This is a genomic window from Telluria sp. RB2R28, assembly GCF_059685835.1.
On the sequence record NZ_JCASIK010000001.1, the window covers coordinates 504,356 to 519,239 of the forward strand.

Below are 14,884 nucleotides of genomic sequence, written 5' to 3' on the forward strand. Positions count from 1 at the left end.
GGCTTCCTGTTCTATCAGCGCGGCGCGTTTCCGATGCGTCGCACTTCTCCCGAGCCCGCCACGCTGCGGCTCACCTTCGGATCGCCGTAATAGCCGACATCGCCCGACCCGGCGATGCTCGCGCGCAGGTCGTTCTTTGCCCATACCGCCACGTCGCCGGATCCGGCGATGCTGACGCGCGCCGTATCGGCGGCGATCTTGCCCAGGTCGACATTGCCCGAACCACCGATCGACACCGACAGTTCGCGTACCGCGCCGCCATCGGCGCGCAGGTCGCCACTGCCGGCCACGCTGGCCGCGACCGTGTCGGCTTCCAGGCGCGCGATCTGGATCTTGCCCGAGCCGCCGACGTCCAGGTCCAGGCGCTTGCCGCGCAGGACATCCGCGTCGATGGTCCCCGAGCCGCCCAGTGACAGACGATCGATCTGGCGCGCCGTCACGACAATCTTGAGGTTGCGGGTGCGCAGGTTCAGGTTGCGCTTGGCGGGACGGATGCGCAGCATGCCGTCTTCGACGCGCGTCTCGATCAGCGCCTGCAGATTGGCATCGGTTTCGACCGTGATGCTGTCGACGTTGCCACTACGCAGTTCCAGCCGGCCCGGCAGGCCCAGCGCGATGCCATTGAACGACCCGACCTTGCGCGCCTGGCGCGTGACGTTGCCGTTGCCTTCGACTTGTTCGCTGCCGAATGGCCAGGCGATGGCCGCAGGGGGCGCCATGCTGCAGGCGAGGACGGCGGCGAGCATCAGGGCGCGCAGGGCGGGGATGGAATAGACGTTACGCGACATGGTGGGTCTCCTTGAAAGCGTGGGAATGCTGCACATCCTGGCAGGGCGGGCCCGTGCTGCCGAGCCGTTTGCGACAGATTGCGCGCGGCGTGGTGTGAAATGCAACTGCATGGATTAAGCCGCATGCTTCGGACGATCCAACACGCATACGCAAGATGCACTAAGATAGTGCGCTTTTTGCAACGGAGTAGTGCGATGAACGTGATTTTATTGGCGATGGCCTTCTGTGTGGGCATGGCCATGTCGGTGCAGGCGGCAGTCAACAGCCAGCTGGCCCATTCGATCGGGGCCAATTCGGTGATGGCGGCATTGGTGTCGTTCAGCTGCGGTACGGCGGTATTGCTGGCCGTGGCGCTGGCCAAGAGCGGCGTCGGTGGCCTGGGCGCGACGCTGGCAGCGTTGCCGTCGCAGCCCGCCTGGAAGTTCCTGGGTGGCTTTCTCGGCGCAGCATTCGTGTTCGGGACCGTGTTCCTGGCGCCGCGCATCGGGCTGCTCAGCCTGATCGTGCTGGTGATTGCCGGTCAACTGCTCAGCTCGATGGCGATCGACCACTTTGGCCTGATCAATATGGCGACCCGCAAGGTGTCGGGCGTGCGCATTTTTGGTGCGCTGGTGGTGGTGGTCGGGGTAACGATCACGGTGTTCGGCGAGCGCATTGTTGCTACCATGTCACGCTGAAGATTTTTTTCTTTTCTGCAATATTCAGGTTCTATAATGGTCGACACTTGATCTTTTACCAGCATCGGCCAGATGGAACATCACCAGTCCTCGCAGATTCCCACCCTGTCGTATATCGAGAATGAAGACCATCCGGTATTCGAAACGCTGGTCCAGCAGATCCTGCATCTGCTGAACTCGAAGCTGGTGTTTTCGGACATCATCATCCACCAGAACAGCCCGCTGATGCTGCGCCAGCCGAAGGGCCTGGTGGCGGTGACCGATTCGCCGATCACGAAGGAAGAGCTGGAAGAATTCTTCGACGTCATCGAGCCAAACTGGCCACAGCGCATCGCCTCGCGCGCATTTGACCGTTCCATCGACCTGCACACGGCGCGCATCCGCGCCAACTGCTTCCGCTTCCAGGGCGGCAAGCGGATCGGCTGCGTGATCCGCCGCTTTCCGAAAGAGCCGATCCCGCTGGCCGATCTGGGCCTGTGGGACGACGAGCGCGAATTCGCGAGCCTGACCAGTGGCCTGGTCCTGATCATCGGCGACACCTGCCAGGGCAAGTCGACGACGATCGCGTCGATCCTCGACGAGATCAACCGCCACCGCTCGGGCCACATCATCACCATCGAAGACCCGGTCGAAACGCTGATCCCGCAGCGCAAATGCATCATCACGCAGCGCGAAGTGGGCGAAGATGGCGACGTCGACAGCTACTACCTGGGCGCCCTGGACGCACTGCGCGAGCGGCCGGACGTGATCGTCATCGGCGAGATCCGCGACGCCCAGACGGCGCAGGAAGCGCTGGCGCTGGCCGAGTCCGGCCCGCTGGTGCTGGCGTCGCTGCATGCGCGCTCGACCGAGCTGGGCCTGCAAAAGATGCTGCGCCTGCTGGGTAACACGGACGCCCAGGCACAAGCGCTGGCGCACGCGCTGCGCGGCGTGCTGTGCCAGGCGCTGCTACCGTCGGTGGAGGGCAACCGCTACCACCTGGCCACCGAATGCCTGACCCCGAGTCCTGCCGTCGTGCGCATGCTCGAAGCAGGGGACCTGGGCAGCATCCGCGCGCACATGAATCGCGGCATCGATGCCGGTTGCCACACGATGAATGCGTCGCTCGAAGGCTTGCTGGCGTCGCACAAGGTGCGCCTCGAAGATGCGCGCAATGCGACGACCGATCGGGTGGCGTTTGCCGATATGGTGTGAGTCCCTGGTGACTCAGTCGAGCGAGACCGCCCGATAGCGATTGACCTCGGTCGCCGTCACCGGCGCGCCAGCATTGCCCCAGCTGGTGCGGATCCAGGTCAGCACCGCCGCGACCTGTGCATCATCGAGTTCATGCCCGAACGGCGGCATCCCGTACGGCCGTGGATTGCCGGGCGTGCCAGGCGGGAAGCCGCCGTTGACCGTCATCCGGATCGCGTTCACGGCCGGCGTCATGGTTACGGCGCGGTTGCCGGCCAGCGGCGGGTAGGCCGGCATTCTTCCCTTGCCATCGTCGCCATGACATGCCGCGCACTGCGCAGCGTAGATCCGCCCACCTTCGGCCAGTACCTGTTCAGCAGCAGGCAGCAATGCCGGCGCGGGCTGCGCACTCACGGGCGTGGCGGCGAGCGACTTCAGGTAGCCCGCCATCGCGCCCAGATCGTCGGGTGTCAGGTACTGCAGGCTGCGCGCCACCACTTCGGCCATCGGACCGGTCGCCGCGCCACGCGGCGAGATGCCGGTGCCCAGGAGCGCCACGATATCCGCGTCGCTCCAGTTACCCAGGCCCGCCTCGTGGCTGGCGGTCAGCGATGGCGCATACCAGCCGAGGGTGGGGATCATGCCGCCAGCCAGCGCCCCATCCGCCGCGCCCAGGCTGTTGCGGGTGCTGTGGCATGCGCTGCAATGGCCAAGGCCTTCGACCAGGTACGCGCCCCGGTTCCAGCTGGCGCTGCGCGCCGGTTGCGCGGCATATTCGGCGGGCCGGAAATACAGCAGGCGCCAGCCGGCCAGCAATGCCTGCTGGTCGTACGGGAAGCGGATGTCGTGCGGCCGGTTTGCCTGGCGCTGCGGCGGCAGGCTGCGAAAATACGCATACAGCGCATCGGCATCGGCGCGCGTGACCTTCGTGTAGTTCGTGTACGGGAAGGCCGGATACAGCAGGCGGCCGCTTGGCGCGATGCCATTGTGCAGCGCATTCCAGAAATCGTCGGCGCTCCAGGCGCCGATGCCGGTGTCGCGGTCGGGCGTGAGGTTCGGGCCGTAAAAGCGCCCGAACGGCGTATCGAGCGCGCGCCCGCCCGCATACGCCACGCCGCCACGCGCCGTGTGGCAGGCGATGCAGTCGCCGGCCCGCGCCAGATACGCGCCGCGCGCGATATTGGCGGGTGTGGACGCCCAGTCCGCGGGCGAGCTGGCCGGTACAAAGTCGGCGCGTGGCCACGCCAGGGCGATCGCGACGCCGACGGCGGCCACTATCGCCAGCAGGACGATGCGCACGGTCTTCATCATGGCGCGCTGCCGCAGAGGATTGGCAGCGGCCGGGCGACGGCGTCGGCCGGCCGCGGGTCGGGCGGCATTGGCTGCGCCGCCAGCCAGCCCGAGACGGCGGCGACATCGTCGGGCGACAGGCGCGCGGCCACCTGGCCCATGCAATCGGGCGCATGGGCGCGCCGCACGCCGTTGCGCCAGGCGCCGAACTGCGCGTTGATGTAATCGCGCGGCAGGCCAAGCAGGCCCGGGATCGCGGGCTGCACGCCGGTCAGGCGCGCCCCGTGGCAGGCGATGCACGCCGGGATGCCGCGTCCCGGGTCGCCCTGGTGCACGAGCTGGCGGCCCCGCTCACGCTGCGCTGGCAACAGGTTCATCGGCGTGGGCGGCAGCACGGTGGGCGCTTGCGCCGCAAAGTGCGCGGCAATCTCGCGCAGGTAGGCGTCGGGCAGGTGCCCGGTGAGGTACGTCATCACGGGATAGTGGCGCCGGCCATCCTGGAAGTTGCGCAGCTGGTGATACAGGTAGCCGGCCGGCTTGCCCCCGATGCGGGGATAGAAGCTGTCGTTGACAGGGTTGCCGCGTGCATCGACGCGCGCGTGGCAGGTGGCGCAGGCGAGCAGGCGCTGGGTGAGGGTGTCGGGAACGGGGTGTGGCGCGGCGTTGGCCAGGAAAGTTGCGGCGCACAGGAGAGCAGCAGCGGGCCAACGGAAGCATCGAGAAATCATGGATTCACCGGCAACATGGACGCTGACGATGATAGCGCGAATACTGGACGCCGCGCGGGATTCAGCCTGCCGGCATTTCCGCTTTCCAGCGCCGGTAGATCCGCAGCGCTGCATGCGCGTCGTCGGCCGCGTACTGCAGCTGCTTGTCGGACAGGTGCGGCAGCGACCAGTTGGTGGTCGTGATGCGCTTGGATTTTTGCAGGCGCTGGCCGAAGAAGCGCTCCACGGCGCTCCTGGCGCCCAGCGGATTCTTTTCGCCGCGCCGGCGCAGCGCCGTCGACAGATCGAGCACGTTGCGCAGCTCGATGCCGAATTTGGACTTCAGCCGCTTGACGTCGTCACCAAGGCCAAAACCCACCTTGAGAATGCTCCCGGAGGCCAGCACGGGTTCCAGCACGGTGAAGGCGAGGGCGTTGCCAGCCGGCGTGGCGGTCTGGAACAGGAAGGCGAATTCGTCGGTGGCCAATTGCACCAGATGCGGCCCGGTCGAAACTTCGCCTTTGGCGAACGTTGGCTTGGATTCGGTGTCGAAGCCGATGACGTCGGCCGCGAGCAGCGCCGCGAGCGCCTGCTGCGCGTCGGCGTCGGAGCGTACCAGCCGCACATGGGCCGGGTCGATGCCGATGTAGGCGGGCAGCTCGGGTGGCAGACCAGCTTGCAGGCCATCTGCCACCACGTCCTTCAAGGCGTCGCCCGAATTCAAGTCTTCGAGAACTTGGACGCCAGCGCCTGCAGCTTTTCCTGGCGCTTGCGGTTGTTTTCTTCTTCGAGGGCGGCGTCGCGCTCGGCCTTCTTGCGGTCGGCTTCTTTCTTGAAGCGCTGCTGCAACTGCTCTTTGGCGTGCAGGCGGTGCGCTTCAGGCACTTCGGCGCCGGCGGTGCCGTCAAGGTCGTAGCGGACCTTGGCTTTTTCCATCGCGCGCAGGTAGCGCATCGAGCCGGTGTGGATGCCGAGGGCGGCGCGCATCGTCTTCTTGTCCAGGCCCGGCATGCGTGCCTGCAACTGCTTGTCGATTCCGATCGACAGCGGCAGGCAGTCACGGAAGGCGGGATACTCCTGCTGGAGTTGCTTGAGCAGCGAGCGCGCCGACTGGCCTGACGCCGGGGCCGGGACCGCAGCCTGGGCTGCTGGCGTTGCCGGCTCGGCTGGCGACTGCGATGGCTGCTGTGCATCCGGGGTGGCCGGCGCGGCGTTGGTGTCGACGGACTCTGCAGGGGTATTGGTATTCATTGACTTCATGGTAAGAACAGGATTGCGAAGGATAGCACGGCGCTAAAAGCCGCATTGTACTAGTTCCACTAATAAATGTTGAGAAAGACGCACTGCGATGAAGCATTGAAACGCGAAATCGTGTATGATCCGCCTCTTGCCTTGAGTCCGGCTTGCGCCGGCGCAGACCAGCAAGAAGGTCATCATGCCGGGGCAATGCACCCGGTGACACGTGCAGATCCTTCACCGGATCAAGCGATGATCACCAAAACTTGCATTGGGGCGTAATGGCCCCATCTCCTATTCTTCTAGAAAAATAGATGCAAGCCCGTATCAGCGGGCTTTTTTTCGTTCCGACATGCACAGCACGACATTGAACAGCGACCAACGCCACCTGCCCGCAGCCCCGATATTACGCCGGCGCGCGCACCGAAGGGCAGGTCGAGCTTGAAGTCTGGCATGTCCGCCCTAAGGTAGGGCCACTTCCGTTCCCCATTCCCAGGTCCCGTACGCGGGGCCCGCTGGATTATTGACTTCGCAGGCGCGCTACTCGCCTCGACTGGAGAGTTTTAAGCTATGAAAAACACCGCCAAGACATTGACACTGACAGCGAAAAAAGCCCCTGCCAAAGCATCGGCCCCGCTGGCAGTGCCTAAAACCGCCACTTCCTACTTCCTCGAAACGGAAGCGGCGGCCAAGGTCACGGTGGTCAAGACCCGTTCGCGCCTGGCGACGCTCAAAGCCCAGGCCGACGCGATCCTGGCCGCCGGTGGCCCCGCAGCCGAGCCGGTTGCCGCCCCAGCCCTCGCTGAAGCCGCACCTGCACCAGTGGCCGCCGCGCCAGTGGAAGCTGCAGCGACGGCCGAGGTCAGCTTGCCCGAGCCTGCCGCTATTGCAGCCGACAGCGCAGCCGATGCACCCGACGCGCACGATCCCGCCGACGACTACATGCCAACGCAGGCCAAGCCGGCCGCGCCACCGGTCATCGTGCGCAAGCGCGGCCGTCTGGCAGCACTGAAAAACGCCGAGCCGGAAAGCGACGTCGCTGCCGAAGCCGCACCAGCCGACGCCGTGGCTGCCGCCGTTGCCGAGCCTGCCCCGGTGGCCGAGGAAGCGCCGAAAGTCGTGCGCACCCGCACCGCGCGCCGTGTCGACGCCAGCCCGGCTTCGGTGCCAGTCGCCCAGACCAATGCCGTCGGCACCGTCAGCAAGACCACCGACGCCGCTGCACTGGCTGCGATCGACACGTCGGGCTACCTGCTGCCGCAGGTGAAGGTGCCTGGCCGCCGTGGCCGCAAGCCAAGCGAATTCGTGCCGGAAAACGACGAAGTCGCGGCGCTGAACGCCGTCGAGCGCGCCGAAATGAAGGCTGCATCGAAAGTGCGTGAGCGCAAGGCCAAGGGCATTGCGCTGCTGAAGGAAGAAGGCTTCTCGGAGACCGAACTCGAGCGCCGTCGCCAGCAGCTGAAGAACCTGATCAACATGGGCAAGGAGCGGGGCTTCCTGACTCACGCCGAGATCAACGACCATTTGCCGGAAAACATCATCGATCCGGAAGCGATCGAAGGCATCATCGCGACCTTCAACGACATGGGCATCGCCGTCTACGAGCGCGCCCCTGAAGCCGAAATGATGCTGTTGTCGGACCAGGCCGTGACGCCGACGAGCGAAGACGAAGTGGAAGCGGCCGCCGCAACCGCGCTGTCGACCGCCGACTCGGACTTCGGCCGCACGACCGACCCGGTGCGCATGTACATGCGTGAAATGGGCGCCGTGTCGCTGCTGACGCGCGAAGGCGAAATCGAAATCGCCAAGCGCATCGAGCAGGGCCTGAAGGACATGGTCCAGGCGATCTCGGCGTGCCCGACGACGATCTCGGAAATCATCGCGCTGTCGCACAAGATCGCCAACGATGAACTGAAGATCGACGACGTGGTCGATGGCTTCGTCGACATGAACGACACCCCGGCGCCTGCTGCCTCGGTCGCCCACGCCGCTGCCATCAGCGAAGAGGACGACGAAGAAGAAGAGGAAGAAGTCGAAGAAGAAGAGGGCGACGTCAACAGCGGCGCCGCCGCCGGCTACTCGCCCGAGCAGCTTGCGCAGCTCAAGAAAAGCGCGCTCGAGAAATTTGCACTGATCGAGCAGCAGTTCGACCTGATGGGCCACGCGTTCAAGAACAAGGGCTATGGTTCGGCTGCCTACGAAGATGCGCAGGCCGTCATCTCGTACGAGCTGCTGGGCATCCGCTTTACTGCCAAGGTCGTCGAGAAGCTGTGCGACACGCTGCGCGGCCAGATGGACGAAGTGCGTTCGATCGAGCGCGCCGTGCTGGACATCTGCGTGAACCGCTGCGGCATGCCGCGCGCCCACTTCATCAAGGTCTTCCCGGGCAATGAAACCGATCTGCAATGGGGCGACCGCGAAGTCGACTGCGCCTATCCGTACAGCGCGGTGCTGAGCCGTAACCTGCCAGCGATCAAGGAACTGCAGCAGCGCATGATCGACCTGCAGGCGCGCGTGGCGCTGCCGCTGGCCGACCTGCGCAAGATCAACAAGCAGATGGCGGCGGGCGAGAAGCGTGCCCGCCAGGCCAAGCGCGAAATGACCGTGGCCAACCTGCGCCTGGTGATCTCGATTGCCAAGAAATACATCAACCGCGGCCTGCAGTTCCTGGACCTGATCCAGGAAGGCAATATCGGCCTGCTGAAGGCGGTCGACAAGTTCGAATACCGTCGCGGCTACAAGTTCTCGACGTATGCGACGTGGTGGATCCGCCAGGCGATCACGCGTTCGATCGCCGACATGGCCCGCACGATCCGCGTGCCGGTACACATGATCGAGACGATCAACAAGATGAACCGCATCTCGCGCCAGATCATGCAGGAAACGGGCAGCGAGCCGGATCTGCCGACGCTGGCCCTGAAGATGGAAATGCCAGAGAACAAGGTTCGCGAGATCATGAAGATCGCGAAAGAGCCGATTTCGATGGAAACGCCGATGGGCGAGGACGGCGATTCGCAGCTGGGCGACTTCATCGAAGACAACGCCACGCTGGCCCCGCTGGACGCGGCGCTGCACGCATCGATGCGCAACGTGATCAAGGAAGTGCTCGACTCGCTGACCCCGCGCGAAGCAAAGGTGCTGCGCATGCGTTACGGCGTCGAGATGTCGAACGACCATACGCTGGAAGAAGTGGGCAAGCAGTTCGACGTGACCCGCGAGCGCATTCGCCAGATCGAAGCCAAGGCGATGAGCAAGCTGCGCCAGCCGTCGCGCTCGGACAAGCTCAAGACGTTCCTGCACAATCAGTAAGCTGGCAGATGCCGCGTCGACGCTGTCGACATGAAAGCCGCCCGGTTCGCGCCGGGCGGCTTTTTTTCGCGTTGTCGACCCCCCGTTGTCGACCCCATTTGCGGTGGCGCTATTTTTGCGAACGACCTTCCAGAATACGTCGCCGTTCTTCAAAAACCGCAGTTCATTATCTCGGTTTCAAGCACGCCGTGGCTGTCAATACACATCACTTGTTGAACACAAGAAATAAATGCAGACATGTGTTCTACGCCGGCAAATTTTTGCAATACTCGATCTGCATTCCAGGTGCAGACCTCCTTTCCTGAAAGACCGCAACATGCCTAGCTCCCCATACCCACGCCTCACCTTTACCTGTCTTGCCAGCCTGGCACTGCTGGCCCCGCTGTCTGCCACCGCTGCCGACGACGGGATCGTTACCGACCGGCCCGATTTCGTCGAGTCCAGCAATGTGGTCGGCCGCGGCCGGTTCCAGATCGAGACCAGCGTGCTGGTCGAGCGGGACAAGACCGACGGCGTGCGCGCACGAACCTACAGCATGCCGACGCTGCTGCGCTATGGCGTGGGCGACGTGCTTGAACTGCGGCTCGAGACCGACGGCCGCACGGTCCAGCACGCCGGCAGTGATGGCACGACAGCCGGCTACGCCGACACTGCGCTGGGCGTGAAGTGGCATGTGCAGGACGAGGCGCCAGGCCGGCCTTCGGTCGGTGTGCTGCTGCATGCCGACCTGGACAGCGGGTCGCGGGCCTGGCGCGGCCAGGGCGTGCGCCCGTCGCTGCGCGTAGCGGCCGAATGGGAATTGCCGGGCGGCCTGTCGCTGGGCGTGATGCCCGGCATCGGACGCGAGCGCACCGAGGACGGCAAGCGCTATGGCTACGGCATCCTCGGCGTGGTGCTTGGCAAGGAGCTGACGCCGACCTGGCGCGCATTCGTCGAAGTGGCGGCGCCGCAGATCGCCCGCAGCGCCAACGGCGGCACCGTGGCCACGTTCGACACGGGCATGGCGTGGTTGCTGTCGGACCGCTGCCAGCTCGACACCATGCTCGCGCTGGGCCTGAACCGGCGCACGCCCGATGCCGCGCTCACGGTCGGGCTATCGTTCAAACTGTAGGGAGAAATCACCATGAATCTGACCATCCGGCACCGGCTGTTTCTATCAAACCTGGCAGCGGTCTTTCTGGCTGCCGTGGTGGCCTTCATCGCCTACGGCGCGATGCTCTCGCTCGAAACGGCACTGAACGCCATTACCGTCAACGGCAGCGCGCTGAAGCACCAGCTCCAGGCTGACATGGCGCACGACGCCTTGCGCGCCGATGTACTGGCCGCGCTGATGGCCGGACCGGATGACGCAGGCAAGCAGGCCGACGTCCGGCGCGACCATGCGCAGCACGCGGCCACGCTGGACGGCTTGATCGACACGCTGGCCAAGGAACATCCCGACGCGGCGCTGCAAAGCGCGATTCCTGCCGTGCGCGCCGACGTCGACGCCTATCTCAAGAGTGTGGCGCGGATGATCGACCTGGCGTTCACCGACGCCGTTGCGGCGCGCCAGGCGCAGGCGGACTTCATGGGGCATTTCCGCAAGCTCGAAACGAGCATGGGCGAACTCAGCGACACCATCGGGGCCAGCGCGGAGGCCACGCGCGTTGGCGGCCATGAGCTGGTGGTGCGCTCCGAACGTCTGCTCCTGCTCGCCTCCCTGATCTCCGTGATGCTGATGGTCGTGGTGGGCCAGCTGTCCGCGCGCGCCATCCGGCGCCCGCTCGAGGAAGCGGTGGCGTTCGCCGGCCGCATCGCCGATGGCGACCTTGGCGCCACGCTCGACTGCAACGCCGCCGACCGGACCGAAACCGGGCGCCTGAAGGTGGCGCTGCAGCGCATGCGCGCGAACCTGCATGGCGTGGTCAGCCAGGTGCGCGGCAGCACCGACGCCATTGAAACGGCGTCCGGTGAAATTGCCAGCGGCAACCTGGACCTGTCACGCCGCACCGAACAGCAGGCCGGCGCGCTCGAAGAAACGGCGGCGTCGATCGAAGAACTGGCAGCGACGGTCAAGCAGAATGCTGACAGCGCCTTGCAGGCGAACACGCTGACGGCATCGGCGTCCGAAGTGGCCGTCAAGGGCGGCGAGGCGGTGGCGCGCGTGGTCGACACGATGGGCGCGATCCACACGTCGTCGCGCCGTATCGTCGACATCACCGGCACGATCGAATCGATCGCGTTCCAGACCAATATCCTGGCGCTCAATGCAGCGGTGGAGGCGGCGCGCGCCGGCGAGCAGGGGCGCGGCTTTGCGGTCGTGGCATCCGAGGTACGCAATCTGGCCCAGCGCGCCAATGCAGCGGCTGGCGAAATCAAGGTGCTCATCGACGAGTCGGTACGGCACGCCGACAACGGGATCTCTCTCGTTGCTGCAGCCGGGGGCACGATGGACGAGATCGTGGCCAGCGTGCGGCGCGTCACCGATATCGTGGCCGAGATTGCCACTGCCAGCCAGCGACAGGGACAGGGCATCGCGCAGGTCAATAGCGCGATCGGGGAAATCGACGCTGTCACGCAGCAGAATGCTGCGCTCGTCGAGCAGGCCGCAGCGGCGGCGGCCTCGATGCAGGAGCAGACGGCCAATCTCAGTGCGCTGGTCGGGAACTTCAAGCTGGGGCAGGCGGCGCCGGTACAGCTGGCGCCGGTGGAGCGGCGCCGGCCGGCCGGCGTGTTGCAACTGGCCTGAGCGGCCGCGCAGGGTGCCTGCCCGGGCCGGCGGCCCGGGCAGACTGAACCGTCAACCCGTATTGCGCAGGCCGGCCGCAACGCCGTTGATCGACAGGTGGATGCCCCGATGCACGCGCGCATCGACCTGGCTCGCCGGATCGAGCGCCAGTGCCCGGTGCCGGCCGATCAGCTCCACCTGCAGGTGGTTCAGCGGGTCCAGGTAGGCAAACCGGTTCTGGATCGAACGTGCCAGCAGCGGATTGCCCTGCAGGCGCTCACCCGTGCCGGTGATGTCTTCCAGGATGGTCAGCGTGAGCGCGTGTTCGGCCGTGATGCGCTTGAAGATCCGTTCGCGCAGTTCCACATCGGCCACCAGTTCGGCGTAGCGCCGGGCGATCGGCAGATCGGTCTTGGCCAGCACCATGTCCATGTTCGACAGCAGTGTGGCAAAGAACGGCCATTCCTGGAACATCGTGCGCAGCTCGGCCAGTTTCGCATCAACCTCGCCTTCGCCGAGCCAGCCATGGACCGCCGACGCAAAGCCGAACCAGCCCGGCAGCAGCAAGCGGCACTGGCCCCACGAGAAGCCCCACGGAATCGCGCGCAGGTCTTCGATGCGGCGGGTCGACTTGCGCGAAGCAGGGCGCGAACCGAGGTTCAGCTCTGCGATCTCGGCGATCGGCGTGGCCGCAAAGAAGTAATCGGTAAAGCCGGGCGTGTCGTAGACCAGGTCGCGGTAGGCCTTGTAGGCGCGATTCGACAGCTCGGCCATCACCGACTCGAAGCGGTGCAGGCGGCCGGTCTGCGCTTCGCTTGACGTGTTTGGCATCAGGCTGGCTTCCAGCGTGGCCGAAACCAGCAGCTCCAGGTTGCGCCGGCCGATTTCGGCATTCGAGAACTTGGACGCGATGATCTCGCCCTGTTCGGTCAGGCGGATCTGGCCATTGACGGTGCCCGGCGGCTGGGCACGGATCGCGTCGTAGCTCGGACCACCGCCACGGCCAACCGTGCCGCCGCGGCCGTGGAACAGGCGCAGCTTGACCTTCTGCTGCGCGAACACGTCGACCAGTTTCAGTTCGGCCTGATACAGCTCCCAGTTGGATGTGAGGAAGCCGCCGTCCTTGTTCGAGTCGGAGTAGCCCAGCATGACTTCCTGCAGGTGACCCTGCTTGGCGATCACGTTGGCGACGAACGGCAGCGCCATCCACGCATCCATGATGCCCGCCGCGCGCTGCAGGTCGGGGATGGTTTCGAACAGCGGAATCACCATCACTTCGCCCGTCGTGCTGCTGGCGCGCAGCAGGCCGGTTTCCTTTTGCAGCAGCAGCACTTCGAGCAGGTCGGACACTGTCTCGGTGTGCGAGATGATGTAGTTGCGGATCGCGCGCGGGCCGTAGCGCAGGCGAATCTCGCGCGCGCAGCGCAGGATCGCCAGCTCGGAGCTCGTCTCTTCGCCGTAGGTGTCCCACGGCGAAATCAATGGCCGGGCGCTGTCGAGTTCGCGCAGCAGCAGCGCCACCTTGGCGTCTTCGTCGAGCGCGGCGTAGTCGGCCTCGACGCCGGCGCGGGCGAGCAGTTCCGCCAGCACGCGCTCATGGATGTCCGAACTCTGGCGCATGTCGAGCGAGGCCAGGTGAAAGCCGAAGATGCGCGCCGCGCGCAGCAGGCCAGCCAGGCGCGGCATGGTCAGCATGGCGCCGTGGTTCTGGCGCAGCGAGTCGGCCAGCGTTTCGAGGTCGGCCGCAAACAGTTCGGGGTCGAGGTAGGGCGCGGCGTGGCCGACTTCCTTGCGCAGGATGTGCCCCACGCCCAGTTCGCGCGCGGTGGCGGCCAGGCGTGCATAGATGCCGATCAGCGCGCGCCGGTAGGGCTCGTCACTGCGGTGCGGCGAGGCGTCGGGCGAGTTCTGTGCCAATAGCTCCAGCGCCGGCGTGACGTCCACCAGCAGCGTGGAGGCCGACAGTTCGGCGCCCAGCGCATGGACTTCGTCGAGATAGAAGTCGAGGATCGTCGTCGACTGGCGCGTCAGCGCGTGGCGCATCGTGTCGGCGTTGACGTTCGGGTTGCCGTCACGGTCGCCGCCGATCCAGCTGCCCATCTGCAGGTAGGATGCGTGGGGTTTGGGGGCATCATCCTGCGCGCTGTCGTCAGGGCCGTATTGTTCGTCGATCTCGAACTCGATGTCGTCGTACAGCGCCGGCAGTTCGCGCAGGAAGGTGATGCGGTAGTAGGACAGGGCGTTGTCGATTTCGTCGGCCACCGTCAGCTTCGAGTAGCGCAGCATGCGCGTCTGCCACAGCGTGGCGATGCGCGCATGGAGCATCTGCTCGTTGCGCTGGCGCTCGCGCGGGGTGAGCGGCGTGTCGCGCTCGGCCAGCAGGCGGGCGATATCGTGCTCGGCGTCCAGGATGCTCTTGCGCTGCACCTCGGTCGGGTGCGCCGTCAGTACGGGCGAGATCAGCGCCTCGTTGAAGAATGCCTGCACTTCGTCGCGGCCGATGCCGGCGCCGGCCAGTTTGTCCAATGCGTAGCCGATGCTGCCCGCACGCGGCGCCGAGCCACCCAGCAGGTGCGCGCGGCGGCGGCGGTTGTGGTGCTGGTCTTCGGCGATATTGGCCAGGTGCGAAAAATACGAGAACGCGCGCACGACCGAAATGGTCTGGTCACGCGTAAGCCCATGCAGCATCGTCGTGAGCTCTTTGCTGGCATCGGGATCGTCGTCGCGCCTGAAGCGCACGGCAGTCTGGCGGATGGTTTCGACGAGGTCGAAGACCTCGGCGCCTTCCTGGTCGCGCAGTACGTCGCCCAGCAGGCGGCCAAGCAGGCGGATGTCTTCTTTGAGCGGCGCGTCCTTGTCGGCGCCGGCGGTTACGTCAGGGAGAGCAGGATTGTTCATATCGACCACAAGTAAGCGTTGTGCGAGGGCGGTTGGCCACGGTCTGCAAGAGGCCCCCATGATAAAATTTGTGATCTTATGCAGGGAGCGGTTACCGG

At 65.6% G+C, this 14,884-nt stretch carries 11 protein-coding genes; 5 read left to right on the top strand and 6 right to left on the bottom strand.

Going from position 1 to position 14,884, the window contains the following annotated elements; translation table 11 throughout:
* Positions 1 to 14 precede the first annotated feature (14 nt).
* On the bottom strand, positions 15 to 788 hold the full coding sequence (locus AC56LV_RS02210) for a head GIN domain-containing protein (RefSeq protein ID WP_499555689.1): 774 nt from the start codon (positions 786 to 788) through the stop codon (positions 15 to 17).
* A 195-nt stretch (positions 789 to 983) separates the two neighbouring features.
* On the opposite strand from AC56LV_RS02210, the gene AC56LV_RS02215 reads away from it, so the two are divergent.
* The gene (locus AC56LV_RS02215; protein ID WP_499555691.1) at positions 984 to 1,466 is read left to right on the top strand and encodes a DMT family transporter; all 483 of its coding nucleotides are present in this window, start codon (positions 984 to 986) and stop codon (positions 1,464 to 1,466) included.
* A 72-nt stretch (positions 1,467 to 1,538) separates the two neighbouring features.
* On the top strand, positions 1,539 to 2,660 hold the full coding sequence (locus AC56LV_RS02220) for a type IV pilus twitching motility protein PilT (protein WP_499555693.1): 1,122 nt from the start codon (positions 1,539 to 1,541) through the stop codon (positions 2,658 to 2,660).
* A 12-nt stretch (positions 2,661 to 2,672) separates the two neighbouring features.
* On the opposite strand, the gene AC56LV_RS02225 is transcribed toward AC56LV_RS02220, so the two are convergent.
* The 4 genes from AC56LV_RS02225 to AC56LV_RS02240 all read right to left on the bottom strand — a co-directional run bounded on the left by AC56LV_RS02225 (position 2,673) and on the right by AC56LV_RS02240 (position 5,887).
* Complete coding sequence (locus AC56LV_RS02225; RefSeq protein WP_499556767.1) at positions 2,673 to 3,947, bottom strand: cytochrome c; 1,275 nt, start codon at positions 3,945 to 3,947, stop codon at positions 2,673 to 2,675.
* Positions 3,947 to 4,657: a c-type cytochrome gene (locus AC56LV_RS02230; RefSeq protein ID WP_499555694.1), complete on the bottom strand. Its 711-nt coding sequence runs from the start codon at positions 4,655 to 4,657 to the stop codon at positions 3,947 to 3,949. The genes AC56LV_RS02225 and AC56LV_RS02230 overlap by 1 nt, the downstream gene beginning before the upstream one ends.
* Before the next feature lie 61 nt (positions 4,658 to 4,718).
* Positions 4,719 to 5,360, bottom strand: a complete 642-nt coding sequence (locus AC56LV_RS02235) for a 3'-5' exonuclease (RefSeq protein ID WP_499555696.1) — start codon at positions 5,358 to 5,360, stop codon at positions 4,719 to 4,721.
* Positions 5,357 to 5,887, bottom strand: a complete 531-nt coding sequence (locus tag AC56LV_RS02240; RefSeq protein ID WP_499555698.1) for a ProQ/FINO family protein — start codon at positions 5,885 to 5,887, stop codon at positions 5,357 to 5,359. Before AC56LV_RS02240 ends, AC56LV_RS02235 begins: the two co-directional genes overlap by 4 nt.
* Before the next feature lie 555 nt (positions 5,888 to 6,442).
* Between AC56LV_RS02240 and rpoD the strand changes: the two genes are divergently transcribed.
* From rpoD to AC56LV_RS02255, 3 genes are all read left to right on the top strand, one after another.
* Positions 6,443 to 9,181: an RNA polymerase sigma factor RpoD gene (gene rpoD / locus AC56LV_RS02245; protein WP_499555700.1), complete on the top strand. Its 2,739-nt coding sequence runs from the start codon at positions 6,443 to 6,445 to the stop codon at positions 9,179 to 9,181.
* A gap of 316 nt (positions 9,182 to 9,497) precedes the next feature.
* Positions 9,498 to 10,292, top strand: coding sequence for a transporter (locus tag AC56LV_RS02250; protein ID WP_499555702.1), 795 nt, complete (start codon positions 9,498 to 9,500; stop codon positions 10,290 to 10,292).
* A gap of 12 nt (positions 10,293 to 10,304) precedes the next feature.
* Entirely contained in the window at positions 10,305 to 11,909 is a 1,605-nt protein-coding gene (locus AC56LV_RS02255; protein ID WP_499555704.1) for a methyl-accepting chemotaxis protein, read from the top strand.
* Positions 11,910 to 11,960: 51 nt separating this feature from the next.
* On the opposite strand, the gene ppc is transcribed toward AC56LV_RS02255, so the two are convergent.
* Positions 11,961 to 14,786: a phosphoenolpyruvate carboxylase gene (ppc, locus tag AC56LV_RS02260; RefSeq protein WP_499555706.1), complete on the bottom strand. Its 2,826-nt coding sequence runs from the start codon at positions 14,784 to 14,786 to the stop codon at positions 11,961 to 11,963.
* Between the last annotated feature and the right edge of the window lie 98 nt (positions 14,787 to 14,884).

Excerpts from the sequence above, each read along its gene's own strand:
- AC56LV_RS02210 (WP_499555689.1), bottom strand. The coding sequence starts at position 788 with ATGTCGCGTAACGTCTATTCCATCCCCGCCCTGCGCGCCCTGATGCTC.
- AC56LV_RS02215 (WP_499555691.1), top strand. The coding sequence starts at position 984 with ATGAACGTGATTTTATTGGCGATGGCCTTCTGTGTGGGCATGGCCATG.
- AC56LV_RS02220 (WP_499555693.1), top strand. The coding sequence starts at position 1,539 with ATGGAACATCACCAGTCCTCGCAGATTCCCACCCTGTCGTATATCGAG.
- AC56LV_RS02225 (WP_499556767.1), bottom strand. The coding sequence starts at position 3,947 with ATGAAGACCGTGCGCATCGTCCTGCTGGCGATAGTGGCCGCCGTCGGC.
- AC56LV_RS02230 (WP_499555694.1), bottom strand. The coding sequence starts at position 4,657 with ATGATTTCTCGATGCTTCCGTTGGCCCGCTGCTGCTCTCCTGTGCGCC.
- AC56LV_RS02240 (WP_499555698.1), bottom strand. The coding sequence starts at position 5,887 with ATGAATACCAATACCCCTGCAGAGTCCGTCGACACCAACGCCGCGCCG.
- rpoD (WP_499555700.1), top strand. The coding sequence starts at position 6,443 with ATGAAAAACACCGCCAAGACATTGACACTGACAGCGAAAAAAGCCCCT.
- AC56LV_RS02250 (WP_499555702.1), top strand. The coding sequence starts at position 9,498 with ATGCCTAGCTCCCCATACCCACGCCTCACCTTTACCTGTCTTGCCAGC.
- AC56LV_RS02255 (WP_499555704.1), top strand. The coding sequence starts at position 10,305 with ATGAATCTGACCATCCGGCACCGGCTGTTTCTATCAAACCTGGCAGCG.
- ppc (WP_499555706.1), bottom strand. The coding sequence starts at position 14,786 with ATGAACAATCCTGCTCTCCCTGACGTAACCGCCGGCGCCGACAAGGAC.